General features: G+C 35.0%; 23 protein-coding genes and 2 riboswitches. Of the genes, 6 read left to right on the top strand and 17 right to left on the bottom strand.

The features are described 5' to 3' along the window. Nucleotides 1-5: 5 nt before the first annotated feature. A complete protein-coding gene (malL, locus tag ACZ76X_RS12685; protein WP_479850621.1) occupies nt 6-1682 on the bottom strand; it encodes an oligo-1,6-glucosidase in 1677 nt (558 codons plus the stop codon). A 262-nt stretch (nt 1683-1944) separates the two neighbouring features. On the opposite strand from malL, the gene ACZ76X_RS12680 reads away from it, so the two are divergent. Beyond that, nucleotides 1945-3045, top strand: a complete 1101-nt coding sequence (locus tag ACZ76X_RS12680) for an ABC transporter ATP-binding protein (protein WP_342715599.1) — start codon at nt 1945-1947, stop codon at nt 3043-3045. 66 nt (nt 3046-3111) lie between these two features. Here the strand turns inward: ACZ76X_RS12680 and ACZ76X_RS12675 are convergent, their stop codons facing one another. The 3 genes from ACZ76X_RS12675 to ACZ76X_RS12665 all read right to left on the bottom strand — a co-directional run bounded on the left by ACZ76X_RS12675 (nt 3112) and on the right by ACZ76X_RS12665 (nt 4399). Further along, nucleotides 3112-3621 carry an SDR family NAD(P)-dependent oxidoreductase gene (locus ACZ76X_RS12675; protein ID WP_479850746.1) on the bottom strand — a complete coding sequence of 170 codons (510 nt, stop codon included), beginning with the start codon at nt 3619-3621 and terminating at the stop codon, nt 3112-3114. 64 nt (nt 3622-3685) lie between these two features. After that, nucleotides 3686-3784 carry a flagellar motor protein gene (locus ACZ76X_RS12670; protein WP_073516315.1) on the bottom strand — a complete coding sequence of 33 codons (99 nt, stop codon included), beginning with the start codon at nt 3782-3784 and terminating at the stop codon, nt 3686-3688. Nucleotides 3785-3943: 159 nt separating this feature from the next. Next, entirely contained in the window at nt 3944-4399 is a 456-nt protein-coding gene (locus ACZ76X_RS12665) for an RDD family protein (protein ID WP_479850620.1), read from the bottom strand. Nucleotides 4400-4531: 132 nt separating this feature from the next. Here ACZ76X_RS12665 and ACZ76X_RS12660 point away from each other — a divergent pair, with 132 nt between their 5' ends. Further along, on the top strand, nt 4532-4963 hold the full coding sequence (locus ACZ76X_RS12660) for a DUF3997 domain-containing protein (protein WP_000758784.1): 432 nt from the start codon (nt 4532-4534) through the stop codon (nt 4961-4963). Between the two features lie 46 nt (nt 4964-5009). Here the strand turns inward: ACZ76X_RS12660 and ACZ76X_RS12655 are convergent, their stop codons facing one another. Further along, nucleotides 5010-5774, bottom strand: a complete 765-nt coding sequence (locus ACZ76X_RS12655) for a hypothetical protein (protein ID WP_479850619.1) — start codon at nt 5772-5774, stop codon at nt 5010-5012. Nucleotides 5775-5810: 36 nt separating this feature from the next. Continuing rightward, the gene (locus tag ACZ76X_RS12650) at nt 5811-6539 is read right to left on the bottom strand and encodes a DUF4184 family protein (protein WP_479850618.1); all 729 of its coding nucleotides are present in this window, start codon (nt 6537-6539) and stop codon (nt 5811-5813) included. Nucleotides 6540-6753: 214 nt separating this feature from the next. Here ACZ76X_RS12650 and ACZ76X_RS12645 point away from each other — a divergent pair, with 214 nt between their 5' ends. Further along, complete coding sequence (locus tag ACZ76X_RS12645) at nt 6754-7479, top strand: AAA family ATPase (protein WP_479850617.1); 726 nt, start codon at nt 6754-6756, stop codon at nt 7477-7479. A gap of 29 nt (nt 7480-7508) precedes the next feature. On the opposite strand, the gene ACZ76X_RS12640 is transcribed toward ACZ76X_RS12645, so the two are convergent. The 3 genes from ACZ76X_RS12640 to ACZ76X_RS12630 all read right to left on the bottom strand — a co-directional run bounded on the left by ACZ76X_RS12640 (nt 7509) and on the right by ACZ76X_RS12630 (nt 9677). Further along, nucleotides 7509-8684, bottom strand: coding sequence for an acetyl-CoA C-acetyltransferase (locus ACZ76X_RS12640; protein ID WP_048530803.1), 1176 nt, complete (start codon nt 8682-8684; stop codon nt 7509-7511). A 139-nt stretch (nt 8685-8823) separates the two neighbouring features. Continuing rightward, a complete protein-coding gene (locus tag ACZ76X_RS12635; RefSeq protein WP_479850616.1) occupies nt 8824-9273 on the bottom strand; it encodes an NUDIX hydrolase in 450 nt (149 codons plus the stop codon). A 110-nt stretch (nt 9274-9383) separates the two neighbouring features. Then, nucleotides 9384-9677 (bottom strand): DUF3928 family protein, encoded by a 294-nt coding sequence (locus ACZ76X_RS12630; RefSeq protein WP_000288328.1) that lies wholly within the window; start codon nt 9675-9677, stop codon nt 9384-9386. 160 nt (nt 9678-9837) lie between these two features. Here ACZ76X_RS12630 and ACZ76X_RS12625 point away from each other — a divergent pair, with 160 nt between their 5' ends. After that, on the top strand, nt 9838-10455 hold the full coding sequence (locus ACZ76X_RS12625) for an ImmA/IrrE family metallo-endopeptidase (protein WP_479850615.1): 618 nt from the start codon (nt 9838-9840) through the stop codon (nt 10453-10455). A 15-nt stretch (nt 10456-10470) separates the two neighbouring features. Here the strand turns inward: ACZ76X_RS12625 and ACZ76X_RS12620 are convergent, their stop codons facing one another. From ACZ76X_RS12620 to ACZ76X_RS12605, 4 genes are read right to left on the bottom strand one after another with little or no spacing between them, the layout of a single operon-like run. Further along, on the bottom strand, nt 10471-10770 hold the full coding sequence (locus ACZ76X_RS12620) for a DNA-binding protein (RefSeq protein ID WP_479850614.1): 300 nt from the start codon (nt 10768-10770) through the stop codon (nt 10471-10473). Between the two features lie 51 nt (nt 10771-10821). Next, nucleotides 10822-11583: a DUF1129 domain-containing protein gene (locus ACZ76X_RS12615; protein ID WP_479850613.1), complete on the bottom strand. Its 762-nt coding sequence runs from the start codon at nt 11581-11583 to the stop codon at nt 10822-10824. A 13-nt stretch (nt 11584-11596) separates the two neighbouring features. Beyond that, complete coding sequence (locus ACZ76X_RS12610; RefSeq protein WP_479850612.1) at nt 11597-12364, bottom strand: DUF1129 domain-containing protein; 768 nt, start codon at nt 12362-12364, stop codon at nt 11597-11599. Beyond that, on the bottom strand, nt 12364-12696 hold the full coding sequence (locus ACZ76X_RS12605; RefSeq protein ID WP_002111568.1) for a PadR family transcriptional regulator: 333 nt from the start codon (nt 12694-12696) through the stop codon (nt 12364-12366). Before ACZ76X_RS12605 ends, ACZ76X_RS12610 begins: the two co-directional genes overlap by 1 nt. A 195-nt stretch (nt 12697-12891) precedes the next feature. Here ACZ76X_RS12605 and ACZ76X_RS12600 point away from each other — a divergent pair, with 195 nt between their 5' ends. Beyond that, a complete protein-coding gene (locus ACZ76X_RS12600; protein WP_479850611.1) occupies nt 12892-13668 on the top strand; it encodes a 3-hydroxybutyrate dehydrogenase in 777 nt (258 codons plus the stop codon). A 54-nt stretch (nt 13669-13722) separates the two neighbouring features. Here ACZ76X_RS12600 and ACZ76X_RS12595 read toward each other — a convergent pair whose 3' ends face one another. The 4 genes from ACZ76X_RS12595 to ACZ76X_RS12580 all read right to left on the bottom strand — a co-directional run bounded on the left by ACZ76X_RS12595 (nt 13723) and on the right by ACZ76X_RS12580 (nt 17335). After that, a complete protein-coding gene (locus ACZ76X_RS12595; protein WP_000393345.1) occupies nt 13723-13860 on the bottom strand; it encodes a YvrJ family protein in 138 nt (45 codons plus the stop codon). A 67-nt stretch (nt 13861-13927) separates the two neighbouring features. After that, nucleotides 13928-14989 (bottom strand): S-methyl-5-thioribose-1-phosphate isomerase, encoded by a 1062-nt coding sequence (gene mtnA, locus ACZ76X_RS12590; protein WP_479850610.1) that lies wholly within the window; start codon nt 14987-14989, stop codon nt 13928-13930. Next, a complete protein-coding gene (gene mtnK / locus ACZ76X_RS12585) occupies nt 14986-16167 on the bottom strand; it encodes an S-methyl-5-thioribose kinase (RefSeq protein WP_479850609.1) in 1182 nt (393 codons plus the stop codon). Before mtnK ends, mtnA begins: the two co-directional genes overlap by 4 nt. A 90-nt stretch (nt 16168-16257) precedes the next feature. After that, nucleotides 16258-16400: riboswitch (SAM riboswitch) on the bottom strand. Between the two features lie 71 nt (nt 16401-16471). Then, complete coding sequence (locus ACZ76X_RS12580) at nt 16472-17335, bottom strand: carbon-nitrogen family hydrolase (protein ID WP_479850745.1); 864 nt, start codon at nt 17333-17335, stop codon at nt 16472-16474. Nucleotides 17336-17349: 14 nt separating this feature from the next. Between ACZ76X_RS12580 and ACZ76X_RS12575 the strand changes: the two genes are divergently transcribed. Next, nucleotides 17350-18528: an aminotransferase class I/II-fold pyridoxal phosphate-dependent enzyme gene (locus ACZ76X_RS12575; protein ID WP_479850608.1), complete on the top strand. Its 1179-nt coding sequence runs from the start codon at nt 17350-17352 to the stop codon at nt 18526-18528. 64 nt (nt 18529-18592) lie between these two features. Further along, nucleotides 18593-18698: riboswitch (SAM riboswitch) on the top strand. Nucleotides 18699-18760: the final 62 nt, after the last annotated feature.

Here is an 18760-nt window from a genome sequence, read left to right as displayed (position 1 = left end):
TTTTCTTATTTCAATTTGAATACCATCGCTTCATACGGACGTAATGTCATGTTTTCTATCGATCCACTCACTACGTCGTAATTGTGTATGAATAACTCTGCCTCACTATAACTAATGTCCTCAGGTAATTCAAACACACATTCTTCCGCAGTAAAGTTTGCAATAACAACAAGTTTTTCTTCTCCATATGTTCTTACGTATGCAAAAATAGATGGATTATTCTCCAATATTAAATTATATGATCCATACACAATAATCTCATTATTTTTACGTAACTCAATTAATTTTTTATAGTAATAAAAAATTGAATCTTTATTTTGGATCGCTTGTTTCACATTAATTTCTTTGTAATTAGGGTTTACCGTAATCCAAGGCTCACCTGTTGTGAATCCTGCATGATTCTGATCGTCCCACTGCATCGGTGTTCTAGCATTATCTCGTCCTTTTATATAAATAGACTGCATCACTTTCTCTATATCTTCACCGCGCTCTATAACTTTTTCCTTATACATATTTAATGTTTCAATATCTCGATATTCATCAATCGATTCAAATCGAACGTTCGTCATTCCGATTTCTTCTCCTTGATAAATATACGGTGTTCCTTTCATCATATGAAGCACCGTCGCTAACATTTTCGCAGATTCAATGCGATACATTTCATCATTACCAAAACGAGATACAACGCGAGGTTGATCATGGTTATTCCAATACAGACTATTCCATCCCGTATGCTCTAATGCTTTTTGCCATTTCGTTAAATTATCTTTTAAAGTAAGGAGTGAACATGGTTTTACATCCCATTTTCCACCTTCTCCTGAATCTAAATCCATATGTTCAAATTGGAATACCATCTGCAGTTCTTTACGTTCTTCCCCAGTATACAATTTTGCTTCTTCCGTTGTTACACCAGGCATTTCACCAACCGTCATAATATCATAATGAGACAATACTTCTTCATTCATTTCATGTAAATATTTATGAATGTTTGGGCCGTTCATAAAATGCTTATGACCTGAAACATATCCCTCTTCTTCTGTTTCGACAGTCGGTAATCCCTCTTCTTTAGAGATAAAATTAATCACATCCATACGGAAGCCATCAATTCCTTTCTCTAACCAAAACTTCATCATTTCATAAACATCTTGTCTTACCTTTTCATTATCCCAATTTAAATCTGGCTGTTTTTTAGAAAACAGATGTAAATAATATTCATCTGTCAATTCATCATACTGCCATGCTGATCCACTAAAAGCTGCTCCCCAGTTATTCGGCTCTTTCCCTTCTTTTCCAGGACGCCATATATAATAATCTCTATATTTATTATCTTTTGATTTACGTGATTCAATAAACCAATTATGTTCATCAGAAGTATGATTCACAACTAAATCCATCATAAGTTTCATATTACGTTCATGCATTTCATGTAATAGCTCATCCCAATCTTCCATTGTTCCGAACTCATTCATAATTTTACAATAATCACTTATATCATAACCATTATCGTCATTTGGAGATTCATAGACTGGTGATAACCAAATTACATCAATCCCTAATTCTTTTAAGTAATCTAACTTTGAAATAATACCGCGAAGATCCCCAATGCCATCACCGTTACTATCCATAAAGCTACGAGGATAAATTTGATATACTACACTTTCTTTCCACCATTGTTTTTCCATTATGCTACCCCATTTCATTCATAATTCGATTTTCTCTTTTTTAAGGCGCAAACGTTTTCATTAATGAATGATAACAGATTCTACCTTAATTTAAAATAGCGCTTACAACTTTTATTCTTACTTTTCTAGGAAAATATACGAAAATTACTAATATTTCTCTCACGTATGAAAACGTTTTATTTTTTTGTTTATTTTTTGAATCTATTCGTTTATAATGAATTCAAAGAAAACGTTTGCATCATTATTTCTAGGGGGAAATACCATGGCAGAACTGAAATTAGAAAACATTTATAAAATATATGATAATAACGTTACAGCTGTAACAGACTTCAATTTACACATTCAAGATAAAGAGTTCATCGTATTTGTCGGTCCTTCTGGATGCGGAAAATCTACAACATTACGAATGGTTGCTGGACTTGAAGATATTTCAAAAGGAGAGTTTTCAATTGATGGTAAGCTAATGAATGATGTCCCTCCAAAAGATCGCGATATCGCAATGGTCTTCCAAAACTATGCTCTATATCCACATATGAGTGTGTATGATAATATGGCATTTGGATTAAAACTTAGAAAAATACCAAAAGATGAAATCGATCGTCGTGTGAAAGATGCAGCAAAAATTTTAGGACTGGAACAATATTTAGATAGAAAACCGAAAGCTTTATCCGGTGGGCAACGTCAACGTGTTGCATTAGGGAGAGCAATCGTTCGAGACGCGAAAGTGTTCTTAATGGATGAGCCTTTATCTAACTTAGACGCTAAATTACGTGTTGCAATGCGCTCAGAAATTTCTAAGTTACACCATCGCCTTGGAACGACAACAATCTATGTAACACATGATCAAACTGAAGCAATGACAATGGCTTCTCGTCTTGTTGTTATGAAGGACGGAAAGATTCAACAAATTGGAACTCCAAAAGAAGTATATGAAACACCTGAAAACATTTTTGTTGGTGGATTTATCGGCTCTCCAGCGATGAATTTCTTCCGTGGTAAATTAACTGAAACCGATTTCGTTATAGACAATGCAATAAAAATTAAAGTAACTGAAGGCAAAATGAAGATGTTACGTGAACAAGGCTATGTAAATAAAGACATTGTTTTAGGTATTCGTCCTGAAGACATTCATGATGAACTATTATTTTTAGAAGCTTCACAATCTACTGCTTTTACAACAAAAATCGAAGTTGCTGAATTGTTAGGTGCTGAATCTATTTTATATATGAAACTGGGAGATCAAGATTTTGCAGCACGTGTTGATGCAAGACATACATTTTCACCTGGTGACCAAATTAAACTAGCATTTGATATGAATAAAGCACATTTCTTTGATAGCCAAACCGAACAACGTATTCGTTAAAAAATAATTTCCAACAATATAACATACAAAAAAACCGTCCACATATATTGAGGGCGGTTTTCACTATTATACGAGGGTCTCTACTGTATGAAATGATTGTCCTTTCGTGCCAATAATACCGAAAATCGGTAAGTCACTGAGCACCACTTCTTCTTGCTGTTTCATAAAAGATGACGTTAATTGTTTTATCTCTATCCATACGTCATTAATACAAAGTACATTGGAATCGTTCTCTTGTTGGCATGAAAAAATAGAATCTATTTTATATAAACCAGCATTTTGAAAAAGCATATCGATGCGACTGAATGCATTCAAAGTAATGCTAATTACGCGTTGCCAATCTCCTTGCTTTTCCATGTCATAGGATACAAAAAGTGCTTCTCCGCCTAGATTCGTAATTTCCTCCACTGTTGCTTGTCCACTTTCTTGATCAATGTCCGTCACAATTACTTTTGCGCCTTGTTTAGCCAACAAAAGAGCTGTATTACGTCCAATACCGATGCCACCGCCAGTTACGATAGCAACTTTTCCTGCAAGCTTCATTTTCATTACCCCTTCTATAAGTCTTACCGTTATTCAGTATACTGCTTTATGAGATTAGTCTGCAAGCAAGAAAAGTTGCTTATCTATTTGTAAGCGGTTACTTTTTTACTCCTTCTTTTTTCTTACTATTACGCTGATCGAAAGCTAAACCGATAAAAATTAAAATCCCCCAAAATATTACGCTACCTCCAGTCATTTCAATTTCCCCCTTATTATATAAAGATATTATTTTAATTATTATAACATTTTCTTAATCTTCAATCTATTAAAACTGAAAATGATATTATTATCTATCTTTTGAAATGTATTTGTATAACAAAAAAGACCTTTATATATATAAAAAGGTCTTTTTTCATTATACAAGACTTATCACTTTCGTTTTTGTAATTAAATCCTGAAAACCACAATTATCTTTGCGGAATAACATCATATATACGTTACATAATATTGGAATTCCAAGTAGTAATATGTTTGGTAATAACAATACAAAAAACCGTATCGTTAATGTTTGTAATGTTAACTTTTCACTCTTCAATGAAATTAATTTTATTCTTGTTACCTTTTTACCAAGTGTTACACCGTTCCAAATAAAAGGTACCAAAATAAAATATATTGCCATTAATATAAAAACTACTGCAAGATCATATCTATAATCGCCAAAACTAATATTAAAGCGATTAAAAATAGCACTATAATTTCCAGTCATAATAGCTACTACTGCACCATACATAACTGAAATTAAAAACATGTCAATTAGGGAAGCACCTATGCGATTCATTACAAGCGCTGGACGATGCATCTTTACCTTCATTTTTATGTCGACTCCTTCATATCCTTCTTTACCCGTCTCATCGTACCACTTCTAAAAAACATTGTAAACTAGCGTTTCTCTTACTTTTCTTGTACAATGTGTTACAACAGCATTGTAAAGGAGGTTCCCATATTGAAAAAATGGATAATCCTATTCGTCGCATTCCTATTAGCCGGTTGTGCTGGAAATACAAATCATATAACATATACGATTAACGATGAATACGAACTCATACGTACTTCTGGAAATGCATTTGAACTTTTCCCCACGCAAGATGCTGTATATGCCACACAATACATTCCCGCAAAAATTACAGACATAGCCTGGGATGATAAATACATTATTGCAAAACAAACTGAGGAAAAGTCAGATCCGAATAATCCTGACGCAGCAATTGCAAATAAAAAAAGTGAGCATTATTGGATTATTGACGTAAAGCATAATAAACGGTTTGGTCCCTATAATGAAAAGCAATTTAATGAACAAAAAGATGCGTTTAAAATTAAGGTGCCTTTTCAAAGTGTAGATTCATACATAAAAGAACAGAAAAAACAGTCAGCATAATATTTTCAGTGCTGACTGTTTTTTCTTACATATATTTAAAAACAAATTACTCAGAAAGTGAGATGTTAAAAGTTTGTGGCTCTGTTACAACATCTTGCGTTTCTGTATCTGCTGCGACTACATTATCTGTTGTAAACTTAATATCCCTTACCTTTTCTTTTCCATCATCAAGTATTAACCCGATACTACCATCTCTTGTTTCACCTGGCTTATAGTCTTCTCTAGATACATTCTTTGTACCAACGAGCGTATCTTCATCATATAAAAAGTTTTGAGTTGCTACTTTAAAATGTTGCTTATCATTAATTGCAACATCATTCATAGAGAAAAATTGGATATTTTTATTCCCGCTATTCTCCACCTTATATGTAATTTCAACGTAACGAATCGTATCACTAATCTCTGTTCCACTTAGCGATGCATATAACTCTGCATCTTCTTGACTTACTTTATCTCCTAATCTACGCTTTACTTCTTCAGGAGTTAATGCCGTATATACTTTTAATGTATCTTTTGCATCTTTACTCATCTGTGATAAAGAGATTACCTTCACATCTTGTACGTGAATTTTCATTGGCGCTACTTCAAATGTTTGATTCACAGAATGAATCTGTTCTAACTTAAAAGTACCCCAACCTGTTTCTTTCACTTTTTGTCCTACTTTTTTCAGCTCACGCCCGCCATATTCTTTTGTTTCAGGAATAGACTCTTTCTTCTTCGGTTCAACTTTCTTTTCTTCTTGATGGAAGCAACCACTTAACATAAGAAGAAAACTACATAAAACAAAAATACTTTTCCATGCTTTCATCATATAATTTCTCCTAACACTATCATTCATTAATATTAATTAGTCCTTTGCTTTGTAAACTATAGAAACAATGAGAAGTCCACAAAACGAACTTGTCAGTCCAGATACTATTATACCTCCTATTTGGAAAATATGAAAATAGGGATCTACGAACGCGTGAACGACAAATATAAGAGCTGCCACAATGATTGCCGAAATCCAATACTTCCTTTTTTCTGAAGCTATCATAGTATCTTTCCCTGTTTCATCTTTATACTTCCATAGTACGTATACTAGTAATAATAAACCAACAAATGTACTCCCGTGTTGCATATATTTATACACTGGAATACTATGTAATTCTCTTTGTAAAAATGGTATCTTCATAACGAAGTAGCCCGTATGATGAGTAAACGCATCCCAAACGACATGCGTGAGCATACCAAATAAAGCAGAATAGCAAAATACAAAGAAATCCTTCCATGTATGAAGCCCCCACCTCTCATCTACTGCATATGTATAGTAGCCAGCAAACGGTTTAGGTAAATGTGTTATAAACGGCTTTTTTAAAATGTAATGATATATATATGCGAGCAGAAATACAAGTGGTAAATTTAAATACAAGAACCCAAGCCATGTATGACCAATAACACCATGCGGTCTAAAGTGTAAAAAATATTCAAAGTCAGACGCCATACTCCCTAATATAAGAGCCGTTACTGAAATATATTGGGACTGCTTTTTCACAAAAGGAAGGACTGCTGCTGGATGCGCAAATGTAAACGGCATGTTTTAACTCCTTTTTATAATTACAATAGATTACATACTATCATAACGACATGAATAATCTACATGCAATATTTATTTTCACATTGGAATATGATAGTTTAAATGATATAATCCACATAAAATATTCAGAAAATAAGAAGGACTCATGTGCCATTACCAATTGTATTTGCTACTTTTTTAGAATCAAAATCCGTTATGAATTGAGGTTTATATATTGATTGACGTACCCTTTTTAAAAAATGTCACATTAAAAAAAGAAAGTATCCCTAGTTTTTCCGCATATCCTTACTGTTTACCGGCTATCCGAACATTACACTCACTTGCTTTCCACCCAAATGTAACATTCATTATTGGAGAAAATGGAACGGGTAAATCAACATTACTCGAAGCAATTGCTATCGCTTTAGGATTTAATGCAGAAGGTGGAACGAAGAATTTCCGCTTTAGCACAAACGATTCACATTCATCTTTACATGAATACCTTCGCATTTCAAAAAGTTTCAATACACCAAGCGATGGTTTCTTCCTTCGCGCTGAATCATTTTATAACGTTGCTTCTTATATTGATGAAATAGATGCTATAAAATCTTATGGCGGTGTTTCACTTCACGAACAATCCCATGGTGAATCATTCTTTTCATTATTTATGAATCGTTTTTCAGGACAAGGTTTATACATTTTAGATGAGCCTGAGGCCGCTCTATCACCAATGAGGCAACTTTCCATGCTCATTCGAATGCACGAACTAGCGGAACAAGGTTCACAATTTGTTATCGCGACGCATTCTCCTATTTTAATGGCTTACCCTGAATCCACTATATACTCTTTAACACAAGAAGGGATCCACGAATCCACATTAGAAGAAACCGAGCATTACCAAACGACGAAACTTTTCTTTGAAAATCGTGATCGATTATTTCATCATTTATTCAATGCTTAAAAAAAAGAAGCAGCGATTGCTGCTTCTTTTTATAGTGCTTCTATAAATAATGCTACCCCAATACCGCCGCCGACACATAGAGAGGCAATTCCTTTTTCTAACCCGCGTCTCTTCAATTCATGAATTAAACTTACAGTAATACGAGCTCCTGTACAACCGATTGGATGCCCAAGTCCTACACCACTACCGTTTACATTCACTTTTTCACGATCTAAACCTAGTTCTTTCTCTACAGCTAAGTATTGCGCAGCGAAAGCTTCATTAATTTCCAGTAAATCCGCATCTTCTAATGACCAATCTACTTTTTCTAATCCTTTACGAATTGCTGGCGCTGGTCCAATACCCATAATTTTCGGATCTACTCCAGCTACTGAATATCCAACAATTCTAGCTAACGGTTGTAAGCCTTTTTCTTTCGCTTTTTCTTCGCTCATTAATACTAGAACCGCGCTTCCGTCATTCAGGCCAGATGCATTACCTGCAGTTACTGAACCGCCTTTACGGAAAGCTGGTTTTAATCCAGCTAATTTTTCTGCTGTAATATCAGCACGTGGATGTTCATCCTTTGAAAATACTACTTCTTTTCTACGTTCTTTTATTGTAATAGGAACAATTTGATCGTCAAAGTATCCAGACTCGATTGCCTTCAGTGCCAATGTATGACTGCGAAGAGCAACTTCATCTTGTTCCTCTCTTGTAATTTCATATTGTTCAACTAAATTTTCCGCTGTTTCCCCCATCATAATATGATGAATCGGATCTTCTAACACTTCCCACACCGTATCACGAATTTCTCCGTGCTGTAGACGTTGTCCCCAGCGGTGTTGTTTCAATGCATAAGGGCTTGAACTCATTGCTTCTACTCCACCTGCAATAACAACATCACTTACACCTAATTGTATTTGCATTGCGGCCGACATAATTGCTTGCATACCTGAAGAACATTGGCGTTGGATTGTATACCCTGTAACTGTGTCAGGAAATCCTGCCGCTAATGCAGCTGTTCTTGCCGTATTTGCTTCATCAGTCCTTTGAATACAATGACCTAAAATCACTTCATCAACTTCGTGTGGTTCTACCCCGCCTCGTTTTACAGCTTCCTGAAGTACAGGAACAGCTAATTCTACTGGCGTTACATTTTTTAGCGCTCCCCCAAAAGTTCCAATTGGCGAACGAACTGCAGCTGTAATAACAACATTATGCATTTTGCACTTGCCCCTCTCTTATGTACCCTAGTCAGTTTTTAGGTGAAATTCCATAAGATGTATGTCTACAACTATCATACTATAAACATACTAAAAAATCAAAATATTTAATATAATAAAAATAGAAGGAATTAACCTTCTATTCTGTCAATGCGTATAAAAATTTTTGTAAAATTTTCTCTGTCGTTTCATTTAATTTTGGTAACTTGTCTACCGGAAAATATTGAAGCTTTATTCCCTCATGATCAAGCCTCAATTCTCCGCTTACATGATGCCCCTGATACAGATGAATGACATTGAAAATTTCATCCCCATTAGGATAACGGAAATATACTTCTTTTCCTGAAAGGACACCAAGAAATTGCATAATTTTTGCTTGTAGCCCCGTCTCTTCGAATAATTCTCTACGAGCAGTTTCTTCTGTCGTTTCTCCTAGTTCCATCGCGCCGCCAGGTACACCCCAATCATATGTATCTGAACGATATTGAAGCAATACTTCTTGATTATCATTTAATATAATGATTGCTGATCCAACGAGAATAAGTGGCCTTGTCCCAACGACTTTGCGTAACTCTTCAATATACCCCAATATGTAAACTCTCCTTTCCTCACCCTCCCTTATCATAACAAAATTTTTCTCCTTTTGTTGATGTAATTTCCAAGAAAAAAAAGGAAGCCTTCGCTTCCTTTTTTTCATTTCTATTTCTTAAAACTTTCATATTTTACAGCTTCAAAAGCTTCTTCAATTTCATCATTACGATAATGAACGTATGTAAAACGCCCTAATTCTACCAACCTTGCTATTTCTTGTAACGCTTTTTGTTGCTCATATGTTTCCTCCAGCTTAATATGTACATAAAATTTCATTAATGGATGTTCATATAAAGGCTCTCCCACCTCTACATATACATCTTCCACCCCTTGCACAACTCTTACGTAACTTGCAAATTGATACAGTGCTTCTCTGTCTGAAACGATTTTTAATGTATACATATATTCTCCCCCTTTTCTTTACTATATCAAAAAGATGATCACACTACGTTATAGAACTATGAAATTTTTTTGTCTTGTAATAAACGAGGTGTTTATCCATACATAGGGTCTTTTCCCAACATATATTATAGGAAGAATTTTTTCAGTTGAGGTGTTCCTTATGGATCCATACGTCAATATATGTATTTGCATTACTCCAGGCGCCGATATTTCTAATGATCGTATCGCAAAAGATTTAGCAGTTGCAGAGTCAATTTGGCACCCGATTACATTTCAAATTAAAGAAGTAATTATTTTAAATGAACTTTTTCGTTTTTCTGATCGCGAAATTAGTTACAAAAATTCTATTCAAAGTCAGGAAAAATTAGCATCCTTTTTCCAAACATGTGTAAATGAAGCTCCTGAATGCGACCTTTATATTTGTTACATTGGCAGTGATTATTTCAAAGAAACAGCAGTAATTGCCTGTGCTTACTCTTTAGCAAAACAACAGCAACTTACCGGTTATATCGTGTTAACAAATTCGGCTGCTCCTATGAAAAATATATATACGCTCGCTCACGAAATCGGTCATATTTTATTTACAAGGCGTGTTCACGGAAAACTTACTCACGCAGATCCTCATTCCCCAACTGGCTCAGAGCACCATCCTTCTCCAACAAATCTTATGTACCCTATCGTACCTCGTCCTGAAAATGTCTATATTCAATCCCTATTAACGAACGAACAAAAAGCACTCTCTTTACAAAGTGCTTTATTGCAAAGAAAAAAACAGTAACAATCTTGTTACTGTTTAAAACAACTTATTCCAATCCACAATCCAAATCCCGGCTGCTAGAAATAAAAATAGGCAACTAAACATAAACGTAATACCTCTAAAAATCCCTATATAATATTTCTTTGGAAATAATTTTTTGCATATCCAAAGCAGCCCTTTTCCTATTAAACCGAAGAACAAAACATACCCCGATGTGTCATCTAATAAAGTATCGAAATAATCATCATGTACCTTTTTAGAAAAGGTAGTATATATCCCCAAAATCGTTAAACCTAAAAATATAGTAGACAATATACCTAGAAATATACTTTGCATGTTTGTTCCCCCCTTAATAAAAAATCCGGTTCGTTCACTAGTAATATAAAACTAACTTACAGTCTTTTTCTCCTCATTTTTCAAAGACCATCGCATTAACACATATAAACTACCGTACAGAAGTAAAGGTTCTAACATTCCCCAGTATGGATTTTTCTCTCCCAATCCTTTAAATACAAACATAATGAATAGTGGTACGATAACAGCCAATATTCCAATCCATCCAAGTATGTACGCTTCCCCAATTAACAGTACTAACAAGATAAACCCAGCTAGTATATAACTTTGCATAGTCGTCAATTGTAATACAGGCGTCCCGTACCATTTATTCATAAACATTAATACTACTAGTAATAAAATTGGCAGCAAAGATGCTACATAAATGATGCTAAATTCTTTTATTTTGCTCTTAAATGATGACACCTTAAAAGCAAATATAATTCCTACAATCGTAATCATTAAAACAATTGGGTATCCAATCAATTGTACATTCGTTAATGTAAATTCATGATTTGGGCTTTCAAATAAAATATTTGTAAGTAACCAATACCCGCCAATACCAATAATCATCCCTAAAATACTTTTTATACTCCGACCTTTATCCTTCTCCATCTCTTTCGCTAATTCTTCCGCATATTCTTTTTGTGAATCACCGAATATATCACTTACCGTCTTTCCCTCTTTCTCGCCTTCTATTAAATGAAGTTCTGCATCTTCTAAAAAAGCGTCCACATCTTCTTCTTTCATTCCTTTTGTTATTAAATATACTTTCGTATCGATTAAAAACTTTTCACCTTCTTTAGAAATTTGCATGGTAATCCCTCCCTCATTTAACCGCTTCTCTTCTATTCGTCTTCATCATAATTTCAAGGAAGATTAAAATAAACAAACTTCCGTATAAACATATAATTTGAAATAACATTGGCACGAGATCTTCTGATGTAAATGTTTTAAACAGTAACATAATCGAAAGTGGAATAATTAAATATAAGTTTTTAAACCATCCATCAAAATACATATTTATCGCTACTGTAATGATAAAAATCCCACCAGCTAATATATAACTTTGCATTTGAGTGAATATAAACATTTTTGTAGGATATATCACATCTAGTACCGTAATAACGCCCATTAAAAACATTGGCGCTATCATCACTAAAAACCACATAGAAAACCACGTTTTTGAAAAACTTGTTACAAAAGTCATTTTGCGAAGTAGAAAATTAGGACCTATCACAACTAAAATCAATGCAAAACTGTACCCAACACACTGAATAAGTGACATCTGTAACAATCCGTTATTCACTATTAGAATAGAAGCAATAATCCAAAGCGATACGATATTCATTACTGTAAAACCAATTTGCTTCCACGTTTCCTGTCTATCCTTTTCCATTACTTTTACAAGTTCATTTGCATATTCTTTCGATGAGCTTCCGAAAACATCTTCTACACTTTTCCCATCACTCTCACCCTCGATTAAATGAAGTTCTGCATCTTCTATAAAATTTTCAATATCGCTTTCTTTCACACCCTTTGCCGTTAAAAATAATCTCATATCTAATAAAAACTTTCGTGCTTCACTTGATAGCATTATTTTTTTCTTCCCTTCCCTTCAAGTAGACGCTCTACACTACTTTGCATCGCTTCCCAACGATCCATAAATTCATCGAGTGCTTCCTCGCCTTTTTCTGTTAATGTATAATATTTTCGCTTTGGGCCAGATGGAGATTCCTTCATTACACTTGTTATTAGCCCTTCCTTTTGCATTCGTATTAATAACGGATAAATACTTCCTTCACTCGCCATTGTAAAGCCATACTTCGCCAGCTTTTCACTCATTTCATAACCGTATATTTCACCTTCAGAAATAATAGCAAGTAAGCAACCTTCTAAAATCCCTTTCAGCATTTGACTCGTCGACATAATTCAAATCCTCCTACTATCTTGTTTTACAAGATAGATAAGCGTAAGTATCTTGCTTTACAAAATAGTATAGCAGAGACTATTTTGCAAAACAAGATAGCTAACGATATTTTTCCAAATCTTTGCAGGATTTTTATTATCCACTCTCTAAATAGAGCAATAGGAGAACTTTATTAAGAAGGGATGTTTTTCATCATGGTTACAAATCGAGTTGTTTTTTTAACAGGCGCTGCAAGTGGTATTGGTTATGAAATGGGAAACGCTTTTGCAAAAGAAGGTGCAAAAGTCGTTATTACCGATCGTCTTGAAGAACGTGCAAAAGAAGCTGCTGAACAATTGCAAAAAGAAGGCTACCAAGCTATCGGTTTAAAATGTGATGTTACATCTGAAGAAGAAATTACAGCTGCAATTTCTCAAACAGTTAATCATTTCGGTTCATTACATATATTAATTAATAATGCAGGCATGCAACACGTTTCACCAATTGAAGATTTTCCAACCGAAAAGTTTGAACTACTTATTAAAATTATGCAAATCGCTCCTTTTATTGCTATTAAACATGCCTTCCCGATCATGAAAAAACAAAAGTATGGTCGGATTATTAATGTCGCATCCATTAATGGTCTCGTTGGATTTGCAGGGAAATCCGCCTACAATAGCGCGAAGCATGGCGTAATTGGATTAACAAAAGTTGCCGCTTTAGAAGGCGCTACTCATGGAATTACCGTTAACGCTCTTTGTCCTGGTTATGTCGATACCCCTCTCGTACGTAATCAACTACAAGATTTAGCTACAACGCGAAATGTACCTCTTGAAAATGTTTTAGAGGACATCATTTATCCACTTGTACCACAAAAGCGCTTATTACAAGTACAAGAAATCGCGGATTATGCTATATTTTTAGCGAGCGAAAAAGCGAAAGGTATAACTGGTCAAGCTGTCGTTATTGATGGTGGTTATACCGCTCAATAAAAAATAAAGTTTGCTCTTTGTGAGCAAACTTTATTTTTTCTCCCAGGGATCTTCCTACTTTAGTAATTGTTTAGGGAGTTTCTCGATGGCAACAATTACCCCATCTAATTTACTTTCAATACGGTGGAGTAAATATAATGTTACAACAATCGGAAACCCTACATTACCTACCATCCTGATCCACTCTTCCATCTTTCTCTCCTCCTTTCATTATATAAATAAGAGAAAAGAAAACATTTGGGCATAAAAAAACAAGCTATTATGTATTAGCTTGTCTTTCAAATAATAATGCAATTTCTCGTTTATAATCCCCGCGTATAATACCTCGCTCAGTAATAATGCCTGTAATTAATTCGTTTGGCGTTACATCAAATGCTGGATTATAAACAGTAGTTCCAACTGGCGTTACTTGTTTCCCAAAAATTTTCGTAACTTCTGTTTCGTCTCTTTCTTCAATAACAATTTCAGTGCCTGTTTGTTTCGTAATATCAAATGTCGATAGCGGAGCTGCAACATAGAACGGAATATCGAAATATTTTGCTAATATAGCTAAATTCATTGTTCCGATTTTATTTGCCGTATCTCCATTTGCGACAATTCGGTCCGCGCCTACAATAATCGCGTTGATTTCCTTCGTTTGAATAGCATGAGCTGCCGTATTATCTGTAATAAGTGTTACATCAATATTTGCCTGTTTCAATTCCCAAGTCGTTAAACGCCCGCCTTGTAAAACCGGTCTCGTTTCACACGCATACGCATGTAACCGTACACCTTTTTCTTTCCCAATATAAAACGGCGCTAATGCAGTACCATATCTAGCAGTTGCGATACTGCCAGCGTTACAAATCGTTAAAATGTTATCACCGTCTTTAAAGCATGATAATGCATGTTCTCCAATACTCCGGCATACCGCTTCATCTTCTTGCTGAATACGAAGCGCTTCTTCTTCTAATATTTTTTGCGCTTCTTTTATTGTAGTAATTTCTTGAATAGATTCTCTCATACGATTGATTGCCCAAAATAAATTGACCGCTGTCGGGCGTGACGTCCCTAAATAATTACAATCTCTATTAAACTTCTTTTGAAATTCTTCAATATGTAAAGTAGTATATTTTTTTGATGCAAGCGCCAAGCCAAATGCAGCTACAATTCCAATTGCAGGTGCTCCTCTTACTTCTAGCATGACAATACTTTTCCATACCTCTTCAATCGTCGTTAATGTTTTGTATTCTGTGCTATGCGGCAACTTTGTTTGATTTAATACTGCAATGGCATCACCTTTCCAACTGACAGACCTCGGAATAGTAACAACTGTACTCATGCTTTTACCCCTCCAGAAACTGTCTGTTGAAATAATGTTCGGAACAGTTGAATATCGGCGTTCTTAGATTCATATTTTATTAGTTCTTTACCTAAGGATAACGCTTGTTTCTTGGCCTGAATTCTCTTTTCTTTATTTGCTATTTCATCTAAATCAGCTACATGTGCTAAGCCAATTGTTCTTCGGATAAGCTCACATCCAGCAAATCCGACCACATCCGTAAAAATATTTTGCAAAATAATCGGCAACCATTGTTTCTCTTTCGTATATGCTTCTACACCTTCTCCAATCCATAACTTCGTAAAAGTGTCTACGAAATAGCTCCATGTTTTCTCAATATGGAAAAATAGCACACTTCTCTGTTCTTCCTCTCTAGATAGAGCATTTAATAATAGATTTGCAATGAATTGACCAAGATCAAATCCAAATGGGCCATATGTTGCAAACTCCGGATCAATCACTTTCGTTTCAGAAGGTGATGAAAAAATACTACCAGTATGTAAATCACCATGAATAAGTGTTTCTTTTCTCGTTAAAAACTTATATTTATATTGTGCTACTTTTAATTTTAAAGTTTTATCACTCCACAATTCATCAACCGCTAGTTGTAATTCCGGCTCATAATCATTCGTATCGTAATGACCAAACGGATCTGTAAACACTAAATCTTCTGTAATTTTGCAAAGGTCCGGGTTTACAAATGCACCTTCTAATACCCTTTTCTCTTCTGACTCTAATCCGAAATCTGAGGTATAAAATAAAGCATGTGCTAAAAAACGACCAATATGCTGAGATAGTAGTGGGTACTCTTCTCCGTCTATTAATCCTCTTCTTGTAATTGTTAGTCTTGATAAGTCTTCTATGACTGTTACGGCTAACTCTTCATCATGACTGTACACGACCGGCACGTATTCCGGCACATACTTCGCAAAAATTTGCAGTGCCTTACTTTCAATCGTCGCTCTTTTTATAGACAATGGCCAGCTCTCACCAACTACTTTTGCATATGGCAGTGCTTGTTTTATTATAATAGACTTCTCTCCATCCTCTAATTTGAACACGTAATTTAAATTTCCATCTCCAATTTCATGACAAACTACATTTGCTTTCTTTTCAAAATAACCATTTTCTTTCGCATATTGTATAGCTGTCGTTTCAGTTAATGAATAATATCCCATCGTCTTCTCCCCCTTTTTTCATTCAGAGGTTTTTCTGACGTAGAAAAACCTCTTTCCACTAAGAAAGAGGTTTGAAGTTTATCTTCTCCCCTCTTATCTGCCAGAAAGTTTTACTTTCTGCTGGAATTAGCACCGTGCCTTTTGGCGTAAATAAACGCCCCATTTCACAATGGTATTACGGTCGGTTGCTGGGCTTCATCGGGCCAAATCCCTCCACCTGCTCTTGATAAGAGTTGTATAATTTTTTGAATTTTTAACTTTATGTTGAAGACTATACCAAGAATAAAAATCACTTGTCAACATTTTATTTATATAATTCTGGACGACGATCTGCAAAAACTGGAATTCCTTTACGTACTTCTTTAATTTTCTCAAAATGAAGCTCCCCAAATAAAATGGATTCTTCTTCATCCGCTTCTACAACAACCTCGCCCCAAGGATCGATAATTAAAGAGTGACCGGCAAACTCATTATTCGGATCCTTTCCTGCCCTATTACATGCGACAACATAACATTGATTTTCAACTGCTCTTGCTTGCAATAGTAAACGCCAATGTGCTAAACGAACTAATGGCCATTCTGCTACAACAAATAAAACTTTTGCACCTTTAGCAGTATGAACGCGCATCCATTCCGGAAAACGAATGTCATAACAAATTGTCCCAGCGCACTCTACATCATCTAACTTAAATTCACCCGTACTATTTCCAGCTATTAAATATTTATGTTCATCCATAAGCTGAAATAAATGCACTTTACTATATTCATTGACTAGTTCTCCTTTATTACTTACCACATACATTGTATTTGTAACACCTTGCCCTGTTTGCTTCGCTATAGAACCACCGACAATATGTACACCATATTGTTTCGACCATTCTTTCAGCTTTTCTTTCGTTTCTAATCCATCCTTATCTGCAATTTCAGAGAGTCTCGTTAAATCATATCCTGTTGTCCATAGTTCTGGTAAAACAATAACATCTGGTCTTTCTTTCATCGCTTCACTTATTTTATTTTTAGCATTCTCAATATTTTTTTCTACATCTCCAAAGACAATATCCATTTGAATACATGCGACTTTCATTTTGTCAGCCCCATTCTTATTTTTTTCTTTACAAAATACTGGAAAGATTATATCATTTGTCACTAGAATTGTAACAACTTTCAAAAGAGGTGGAAAGTATGAAATCATTTCAACCTTCTGAGATAGTAACATCATTGCCAACACAATTTTTCGCTTCACTTGTTGCAAAAGTTAACAAAGTTGTAGCAGCTGGTCACGATGTTATTAATCTAGGTCAAGGTAATCCGGATCAACCAACACCGCAGCATATCGTAAAAGCTTTACAAGATGCTGCAGAAAAGACCATTCATCATAAATATCCGCCATTTCGCGGACACGAAAGCTTAAAAGAAGCCGTGGCAACATTCTATCAACGTGAATATGATGTAGTAGTAAATCCAAAAACAGAAGTTGCTATTTTGTTTGGCGGAAAGGCTGGATTAGTAGAATTACCAGTTTGCTTTACAAACCCTGGTGATACAATTCTCGTTCCCGATCCAGGATATCCAGATTATTTATCAGGTGTTGCTTTAGCGAAAGCAACATTTGAAACAATGCCACTACTTGCAGAAAATAATTTTTTACCAGATTATACGAAAATTGATGATTCTATTGCGAAACAAGCAAAATTAATGTTTTTAAACTATCCAAATAATCCTACTGGTGCTACTGCATCAAAAGCATTCTTTGAAGAAACCATTCATTTTGCTAATGAACATAATATATTAGTTGTTCATGATTTTGCTTACGGCGCTATTGGATTTGATGGTCAAAAACCCGTGAGTTTCTTACAAGCAGACGGTGCCAAAGATACAGGAATTGAAATTTATACTCTATCGAAAACTTTCAATATGGCTGGGTGGCGTATCGCTTTTGCAGTAGGGAATGAAAGTGTCATTGAAACGATTAACTTATTACAAGATCATATGTATGTTAGTATTTTTGGTGCAGTTCAAGACGCTGCTCGCGAAGCACTATTAAGTTCACAGTCTTGCGTAATAGACCTTGTAAATCGTTACGAATCTCGCAGAAATGCTCTTATTTCAGCTTGTCACTCAATTGGTTGGAATGTAGACATTCCAACAGGCTCATTTTTTGCATGGCTTCCTGTTCCGAAAGGATATACCTCTGAGCAATTTTCTAATATTTTACTAGAAAAAGCACACGTTGCAGTTGCTCCTGGTGTTGGATTTGGTGAGCATGGTGAAGGGTATGTCCGCGTTGGTCTCTTGCATACAGAAGATAGATTACGAGAAGCCATTAATCGAATCGATAAATTAAATTTTTTCAAAAAGTAATTGACAACATGAAAAATATCTGACAAAATTCAGTTATCTTAAAAATTTAAACATTTCTAAATACTTCTTATCAAGAGCAGGTGGAGGGACGAGCCCGACGAAACCCGGCAACCGATCTACAATTGTAGACACGGTGCTAATTCTCGCAGCATTACGCTGACAGATAAGGAGCTGGTTGTAAAAAAACCTCTCCTTAGCTGAGAGGTTTTTTTATTTAACTAGGAGGTTATAA

The organism is Bacillus sp. BC05(2025), assembly GCF_056725905.1.
This window is presented reverse-complemented; position numbering and strand designations above follow the sequence as displayed.

Excerpts from the sequence above, each read along its gene's own strand:
- ACZ76X_RS12605 (WP_002111568.1), bottom strand. The coding sequence starts at position 12,696 with ATGTCGACGAGTCAAATGCTGAAAGGGATTTTAGAAGGTTGCTTACTT.
- malL (WP_479850621.1), bottom strand. The coding sequence starts at position 1,682 with ATGGAAAAACAATGGTGGAAAGAAAGTGTAGTATATCAAATTTATCCT.
- ACZ76X_RS12680 (WP_342715599.1), top strand. The coding sequence starts at position 1,945 with ATGGCAGAACTGAAATTAGAAAACATTTATAAAATATATGATAATAAC.
- mtnK (WP_479850609.1), bottom strand. The coding sequence starts at position 16,167 with ATGGGATATTATTCATTAACTGAAACGACAGCTATACAATATGCGAAA.
- ACZ76X_RS12600 (WP_479850611.1), top strand. The coding sequence starts at position 12,892 with ATGGTTACAAATCGAGTTGTTTTTTTAACAGGCGCTGCAAGTGGTATT.
- ACZ76X_RS12625 (WP_479850615.1), top strand. The coding sequence starts at position 9,838 with ATGGATCCATACGTCAATATATGTATTTGCATTACTCCAGGCGCCGAT.
- ACZ76X_RS12595 (WP_000393345.1), bottom strand. The coding sequence starts at position 13,860 with ATGGAAGAGTGGATCAGGATGGTAGGTAATGTAGGGTTTCCGATTGTT.
- ACZ76X_RS12610 (WP_479850612.1), bottom strand. The coding sequence starts at position 12,364 with ATGCTATCAAGTGAAGCACGAAAGTTTTTATTAGATATGAGATTATTT.
- ACZ76X_RS12650 (WP_479850618.1), bottom strand. The coding sequence starts at position 6,539 with ATGCCGTTTACATTTGCGCATCCAGCAGCAGTCCTTCCTTTTGTGAAA.
- ACZ76X_RS12670 (WP_073516315.1), bottom strand. The coding sequence starts at position 3,784 with ATGACTGGAGGTAGCGTAATATTTTGGGGGATTTTAATTTTTATCGGT.
- ACZ76X_RS12655 (WP_479850619.1), bottom strand. The coding sequence starts at position 5,774 with ATGATGAAAGCATGGAAAAGTATTTTTGTTTTATGTAGTTTTCTTCTT.
- ACZ76X_RS12665 (WP_479850620.1), bottom strand. The coding sequence starts at position 4,399 with ATGAAGGTAAAGATGCATCGTCCAGCGCTTGTAATGAATCGCATAGGT.
- ACZ76X_RS12640 (WP_048530803.1), bottom strand. The coding sequence starts at position 8,684 with ATGCATAATGTTGTTATTACAGCTGCAGTTCGTTCGCCAATTGGAACT.
- ACZ76X_RS12575 (WP_479850608.1), top strand. The coding sequence starts at position 17,350 with ATGAAATCATTTCAACCTTCTGAGATAGTAACATCATTGCCAACACAA.
- ACZ76X_RS12630 (WP_000288328.1), bottom strand. The coding sequence starts at position 9,677 with ATGTATACATTAAAAATCGTTTCAGACAGAGAAGCACTGTATCAATTT.
- ACZ76X_RS12615 (WP_479850613.1), bottom strand. The coding sequence starts at position 11,583 with ATGCAAATTTCTAAAGAAGGTGAAAAGTTTTTAATCGATACGAAAGTA.
- ACZ76X_RS12620 (WP_479850614.1), bottom strand. The coding sequence starts at position 10,770 with ATGCAAAGTATATTTCTAGGTATATTGTCTACTATATTTTTAGGTTTA.
- mtnA (WP_479850610.1), bottom strand. The coding sequence starts at position 14,989 with ATGAGTACAGTTGTTACTATTCCGAGGTCTGTCAGTTGGAAAGGTGAT.